General features: G+C 55.2%; 12 protein-coding genes. All 12 read right to left on the reverse strand.

Features of this window, described 5'->3' with window-relative positions; genetic code table 11:
• Window positions 1-72: 72 nt before the first annotated feature.
• The 12 genes from AC4PR2_RS27520 to AC4PR2_RS27575 all read right to left on the reverse strand — a co-directional run bounded on the left by AC4PR2_RS27520 (window position 73) and on the right by AC4PR2_RS27575 (window position 4,699).
• Window positions 73-363: a VpaChn25_0724 family phage protein gene (locus AC4PR2_RS27520; protein WP_492175858.1), complete on the reverse strand. Its 291-nt coding sequence runs from the start codon at window positions 361-363 to the stop codon at window positions 73-75.
• Window positions 356-649 (reverse strand): DUF2730 family protein, encoded by a 294-nt coding sequence (locus tag AC4PR2_RS27525; protein WP_492175859.1) that lies wholly within the window; start codon window positions 647-649, stop codon window positions 356-358. The genes AC4PR2_RS27520 and AC4PR2_RS27525 overlap by 8 nt, the downstream gene beginning before the upstream one ends.
• A gap of 7 nt (window positions 650-656) precedes the next feature.
• Window positions 657-875, reverse strand: coding sequence for a TraR/DksA family transcriptional regulator (locus AC4PR2_RS27530; protein ID WP_492175860.1), 219 nt, complete (start codon window positions 873-875; stop codon window positions 657-659).
• Between the two features lie 9 nt (window positions 876-884).
• Window positions 885-1,160 carry an Rz1-like lysis system protein LysC gene (lysC, locus tag AC4PR2_RS27535; protein WP_492175861.1) on the reverse strand — a complete coding sequence of 92 codons (276 nt, stop codon included), beginning with the start codon at window positions 1,158-1,160 and terminating at the stop codon, window positions 885-887.
• The gene (locus AC4PR2_RS27540; protein WP_492175862.1) at window positions 1,063-1,443 is read right to left on the reverse strand and encodes a hypothetical protein; all 381 of its coding nucleotides are present in this window, start codon (window positions 1,441-1,443) and stop codon (window positions 1,063-1,065) included. The genes lysC and AC4PR2_RS27540 overlap by 98 nt, the downstream gene beginning before the upstream one ends.
• The gene (locus AC4PR2_RS27545) at window positions 1,443-1,952 is read right to left on the reverse strand and encodes a lysozyme (protein ID WP_492175863.1); all 510 of its coding nucleotides are present in this window, start codon (window positions 1,950-1,952) and stop codon (window positions 1,443-1,445) included. The genes AC4PR2_RS27540 and AC4PR2_RS27545 overlap by 1 nt, the downstream gene beginning before the upstream one ends.
• Window positions 1,953-2,061: 109 nt before the next feature.
• A complete protein-coding gene (locus AC4PR2_RS27550) occupies window positions 2,062-2,490 on the reverse strand; it encodes a Mor transcription activator family protein (protein WP_492175864.1) in 429 nt (142 codons plus the stop codon).
• 70 nt (window positions 2,491-2,560) lie between these two features.
• Complete coding sequence (locus AC4PR2_RS27555; RefSeq protein WP_492175865.1) at window positions 2,561-2,992, reverse strand: hypothetical protein; 432 nt, start codon at window positions 2,990-2,992, stop codon at window positions 2,561-2,563.
• A gap of 43 nt (window positions 2,993-3,035) precedes the next feature.
• Entirely contained in the window at window positions 3,036-3,554 is a 519-nt protein-coding gene (locus AC4PR2_RS27560) for a gp16 family protein (RefSeq protein ID WP_492175869.1), read from the reverse strand.
• A 29-nt stretch (window positions 3,555-3,583) separates the two neighbouring features.
• Window positions 3,584-4,177 carry an ead/Ea22-like family protein gene (locus AC4PR2_RS27565; RefSeq protein ID WP_492175866.1) on the reverse strand — a complete coding sequence of 198 codons (594 nt, stop codon included), beginning with the start codon at window positions 4,175-4,177 and terminating at the stop codon, window positions 3,584-3,586.
• Window positions 4,174-4,362, reverse strand: a complete 189-nt coding sequence (locus AC4PR2_RS27570; RefSeq protein ID WP_492175867.1) for a hypothetical protein — start codon at window positions 4,360-4,362, stop codon at window positions 4,174-4,176. Before AC4PR2_RS27570 ends, AC4PR2_RS27565 begins: the two co-directional genes overlap by 4 nt.
• Window positions 4,363-4,366: 4 nt before the next feature.
• Complete coding sequence (locus AC4PR2_RS27575) at window positions 4,367-4,699, reverse strand: hypothetical protein (RefSeq protein ID WP_492175868.1); 333 nt, start codon at window positions 4,697-4,699, stop codon at window positions 4,367-4,369.
• Window positions 4,700-4,762 lie beyond the last annotated feature (63 nt).

Genomic DNA, 4,762 nt, shown 5'->3' on the forward strand with positions numbered 1-4,762 from the left:
CGGATATCTTCCGGCAGCAGGTCGACCTTGCTGGCACGGCCGCGGGTGTTTTTTGGCTCCATCGCGACCTCCTTAGCCCAGGCGGGGCTTTTTCACGCCAGGCACACGGGCGCGGCCGTCTGCCACATCCTGTCCGCGACCGGTCAGGTGCGCCACCAGAAAGCCCCCGCGAAGCGGCTCAAGCCGCACCAGTTGCTGTTCTTCCAGCCAGTACAGTTGCACGCGCACCTTATCGCGTGAGACCTTGTGACCGTAGGCGTCCAGGCAATCCTGCAACACGGATTCGTTGAGTTCGCCCTGGGTATCGTTCAGAGAACGCAGAATGACCAGGCGCTGATCTTGCGTCAAAATATCGTCAATCATTACCACTCCGCTTAATGACTTTTTCCAGCAACAACTGGTTTTGATGCGCCACGGCCCGCAGGCTGGCATTGGTTTCTTTCAGGTCGCCGCGCAACTCGGTGATCTCCACTTTCAGCGCGTGCACTTCATACTGGCTGGGTAACTTGCTCATGCGGGTTTCCATCGTCAGCAGCCGATCGTCGAGTTGCTCTACGTCTTCCCGGCTGGCAAACGAACGGCGCATCAGCCACATGAAAATGGCCCCGGCCGTGCTGACCGCCGAGAGCACCGGCGCGGCATAGTTCATAATGAGATCAGCCCACACCGCGCACCTCCCGCAATTGCTGGCAGTCCACACAACACACCGCATTCGGCACCGCCGCCAGGCGGGCTTCGGGAATGCGGGTGCCACAATCTTCACATTCGCGCATCAGCGTCACCGGCACGAGGCGTATTGACCGCCGGCGGTGCGCCGCGAGGCGCTCTTCCTGAAACAGCGCCTCAGCTTCTGCGGCGCGGTCTAACGTATCCATGACATCGTCTCACTGTAAAAAAGGGTGACTGCCGCTCGCGCCTTGCCGGTCTTGCTCTGCCCGACGAATATTGGTCTTGTCGACATTGCAGTTTTTTATGACGCCAAGCAGCTGCAGGTTGTATTCCACCGATGCACCAAAGGTGAACGGCGTCGGCAATGGCGGCACACGGCAATCCTGTAGCCATTCAGCGGGCATCGGCGGCGGCGCTATCGGCACGTATTGCGTTGACGGCGCGGCGCACCCGGTCAGCCACAGCGGCAGGCACAGGCACACGGGCCGCATCCACGCCTGCAAGCGCGGTACGCACCTGCTGGCGTTCTTGTTCAAGGTGCCTTTGATTGGCGTTCTTCTCATCGATACTCGCCTTTGAGAGCTGATTAAACAGCGCCAGCGCGCGCTGCTGGTTTTGCAATTGCAGGCGGGCAACATCACGCTCCCGCACCCGCTCGGCATTCTCAGCCTGCAAGTGCGCCATGTCCGCCCGCTGGACGGCATTGATGGCAACCAACATCAGCACAGCCATCAACAGCAAAAGGCTGACGCCGTGCGCCTTGACCCACGCCATCAGCCGGCCGCCGGTTGCGGTAAATCAAACTGACACAGCCACTGCGCCGCATCAGCACGCGTCACCAGCCCCGGCAACACCTCGCCCTTGGCATAGATCCAGCGCGGATACTCACGGCAGGAATGGGGGAGTTCGCCAGCGTTGATAAGCCGGAGCAACGTAGAACGGCGGAAATTGCCGACGCCCTTGTTAACGATAAAATCCGCCAGCGCAATACGTTGACCGTCCGTTAACGGCACGGTGACAGAACGGTCGATTTCGGCAAAAGCGTAACGCAGGTCATGCTGCAACAGCGCCAGACACTCGGCGTCGGTTTTCACCATGCCAGGCTTAACGTCAGCGCCGGTGTGGCCATAGCAAATCGTCAGGATGCCAACCGGATCCCGATAGGCCGTGTTGGATTTGCCTTCCCAATAACCGGTATAGGTCGACGCAATCCCAAGCAGGCCTGCACCGGAAAGGACGGCAGCGACTAACGAACCGCGTAGCGCGGGGGGAAGTTTTGGCATGGTTTATTTCCTGTAGGTTTTGCCACAGGATAGGAAAGACGGGGTTTTGCGGGGGATTACGCCAAGTTAACAATCCGTCCCCTGGGGGCCAGTCGATTGTTAACGAGGGTCAGGCGGGGAACAGGTCGGGCTGATTACGGCGGCGGTGCAACTGACGCTGCTGTTTTATTACATGGTAAATCTGCATCTGCGCCAGCCCATACTCACGGCGCAGGCTCTCAATATCGGCACCATTGAACCACTTTTCGAAGATTTCATCATCACGTAGCGCAGTGAGCAGTGTTTCGCCGACCGGCAGGTAGTAGTTACGACCGCCCAGATAAGCGGCGATCGCCGCGGCCTGCTTGCGGGACAAACGGCGGGCTTGCTCGCGATCAACCTGATTGCGCTGCAACTCACGGTCGAGCACGTCCAATAAAGCGGCCAGGAGCGCCGGCCATTTTCGCTGCAAGGTGTCATCCTGCAGGTTGTCCAGCCGGTCAATAAGCTGGTCAACCTGTGGATCGTCTTCAAACAGATCGCTTTGGGGTTGTATCATATGGCACCTCATGTTTGTGATTGTGTGATAAGTATACAAAAATCCCGCCATAAAGCGGGATTTCGTTTTATTAATTTGCTGGCTTACATTTGTAAAGCTTTGAGAACTTTAGCCTATCGCGCATATAGGCTTCTTTGCCATTTTTCTTAAATACCAGATAGTCAACTACCGCGGGATTATCAGCAAATTTATAGCCAACATTGATATCGCCATTTTTATCTACAGTACGCTCGCTTTCAAAAAACGAGTAATTTGTATCCCAAATGGAAAATGAAAGCCACTCGTCATTAAGGAAAATCTTAAGTTGACCACATTGTAAGATCCCCGAAATCTTGTTGGGATCTTTGGGCTTTGGTTCTTCATAGTCACCTGACTCCTTAAGCATCTTGCTGGCCAACGCTTCGATGTCGAGATCGTCATTAGCGCTGGTGTTTGCCGCTGCAAAGGATCCAAGGGCAACAAAGCATCCCACCAGCAACATAACACGCAGTTTTTTATTCATTTTCCCTCCATAGAATGTCGATAAAGACCGATTCTCCGCTATCTTAGCCGATGTTCAGGCAATGTGCGCGATACCGTGACACGATTTTGTCGTAGCTCTCCGCCGGTGTTCCCGGCGGGAGTTTTTCCAACATACAACGCCGGTGCCAACGCTTGAGGCTTTCCAGCACCTTTACCGCCAACTCTGGCTCCTGATTGAGCCAGGCCAACTGTTCCACGCCCAGCCCACCGTTCTCGCCAGCAGTGCCACGCTTGAGCCAGGCGTTCAATGCTGCGTCACTGCCGGTGCTGATAAAACCCTGCTGGTGCATCTCGCGCCAGATGGCGCGGATTTTGGCGGGCAGGCTGCCTGGCTTAATACCCCGATTGCTGGGCTTTGAACGGATTTTGAACCCTTTTTGCTGGAACGTTGAAAGGGTTTTTACCAGCTCCGGTACGCTCATATCACAGCAGCTGGTTTTACCGCCGCTCGCCTGAGCCAGTACTGCCCGGTAGGTTTCATCATCAAGCTGCAACTCACGTCTAGCGATATGGATTATTTTGATAAGGGATGTGCGCCCCATCACTGACAGGATTTCATGGGCGGTCACTTTCACTGTTCATCCCCCTCGACGTTGAACCCAGCGGCGCGAAGCGACCGCTCAACATCCCGGTAATACTTCATGTGTTGAAACCATCCGGTCTCGTGATAATCATCGCTGCGGATATCAGGCAACCGCACTGGCGTAGCCAGCTTGGTGCACACTTGCGCCACTTCCTCAACTGCATCAGCGAACCCGAACCAGTTACTCCACTCCGGGCGCTCACCGGTTGCAGCCTCATACATAGCGTCAATCGCATCGTGAGCAACATCTCGCTCTTCAATCAGTTGCGTCTCGCTCCTATCCAGCTCGGCGATGCGCTTATTCTTTGATTCCAGCTCTGCCAGCAGGGCGAGAACGACAGCAGGGTTAGCAGCGGCGATGTAACGTGTGTTTGCCTGCTGCTCGGTTCTAAATGATCCGTCAAAACTAGACTCAGAACCACCACCCTCGATTTTTGCGATAGCCACCATTCCGTCTCTTGATTCACACGATATTAGCGCATCATCGCCGTCGCTCCAGTCGTCGTATATCGACTCCCAAGGCCCATCGGTTGCGGCCATTGCGGCCGCTTTCAATTCGCTGTACTTGCTCTCACTGGTCATTGTGGGTTTACCTCCACGTCTAAATCAGTAACTTCAATAATCTGGAAGCAATGTTCCAGGTCAATCTGGTTTGCCGCCAAATCATGACTATTAACCAGTTCGACGGTTTCATCGTGATCTACGCCGCTAATTACGCGGCGAAATTCAACGAATGCACGACCTGTAATTACAATGTTGTTTTTCATTCAGCTATTCCTCACCTATTGGGTAGTCTGGCGCGTCGGGTATACGGCACCAGTGCGTCACCTCGTCGTAGTCGGTATCAATAACGCCGCCAATACGTTCATCGATAATGTCGCCCTGATGGTCGACGTGACCAACAACCGCTTCACCGCACCGGGTATAAAACAGTACCGTCTCGCCGGCTGACGGCCAGGTATCGACCAGCGCGTACCAGCTGGGGCGGATATCATTGAATGCAACGCTGACCAGCTTACCGCCGAGGATGTTCATGTTGGCATGCACCGGCGGCATCTCGTCGCCCTCAAAAGCCACAATGAAAGTCGCTATATTTTGGTTCATGCTTTAGCCTCCCGTGGGATGTCGGCATGATCAAACGGCAGGTAACGCACTATGTGAGCGCTG

The sequence above is a fragment of the Serratia sp. A07 genome (assembly GCF_058725505.1).

Coding starts and splice junctions, on each gene's coding strand:
- AC4PR2_RS27520 (WP_492175858.1), bottom strand. CDS start 363: ATGATTGACGATATTTTGACGCAAGATCAGCGCCTGGTCATTCTGCGT.
- AC4PR2_RS27525 (WP_492175859.1), bottom strand. CDS start 649: ATGAACTATGCCGCGCCGGTGCTCTCGGCGGTCAGCACGGCCGGGGCC.
- AC4PR2_RS27530 (WP_492175860.1), bottom strand. CDS start 875: ATGGATACGTTAGACCGCGCCGCAGAAGCTGAGGCGCTGTTTCAGGAA.
- lysC (WP_492175861.1), bottom strand. CDS start 1,160: ATGCGGCCCGTGTGCCTGTGCCTGCCGCTGTGGCTGACCGGGTGCGCC.
- AC4PR2_RS27540 (WP_492175862.1), bottom strand. CDS start 1,443: ATGGCGTGGGTCAAGGCGCACGGCGTCAGCCTTTTGCTGTTGATGGCT.
- AC4PR2_RS27545 (WP_492175863.1), bottom strand. CDS start 1,952: ATGCCAAAACTTCCCCCCGCGCTACGCGGTTCGTTAGTCGCTGCCGTC.
- AC4PR2_RS27550 (WP_492175864.1), bottom strand. CDS start 2,490: ATGATACAACCCCAAAGCGATCTGTTTGAAGACGATCCACAGGTTGAC.
- AC4PR2_RS27555 (WP_492175865.1), bottom strand. CDS start 2,992: ATGAATAAAAAACTGCGTGTTATGTTGCTGGTGGGATGCTTTGTTGCC.
- AC4PR2_RS27560 (WP_492175869.1), bottom strand. CDS start 3,554: ATGGGGCGCACATCCCTTATCAAAATAATCCATATCGCTAGACGTGAG.
- AC4PR2_RS27565 (WP_492175866.1), bottom strand. CDS start 4,177: ATGACCAGTGAGAGCAAGTACAGCGAATTGAAAGCGGCCGCAATGGCC.
- AC4PR2_RS27570 (WP_492175867.1), bottom strand. CDS start 4,362: ATGAAAAACAACATTGTAATTACAGGTCGTGCATTCGTTGAATTTCGC.
- AC4PR2_RS27575 (WP_492175868.1), bottom strand. CDS start 4,699: ATGAACCAAAATATAGCGACTTTCATTGTGGCTTTTGAGGGCGACGAG.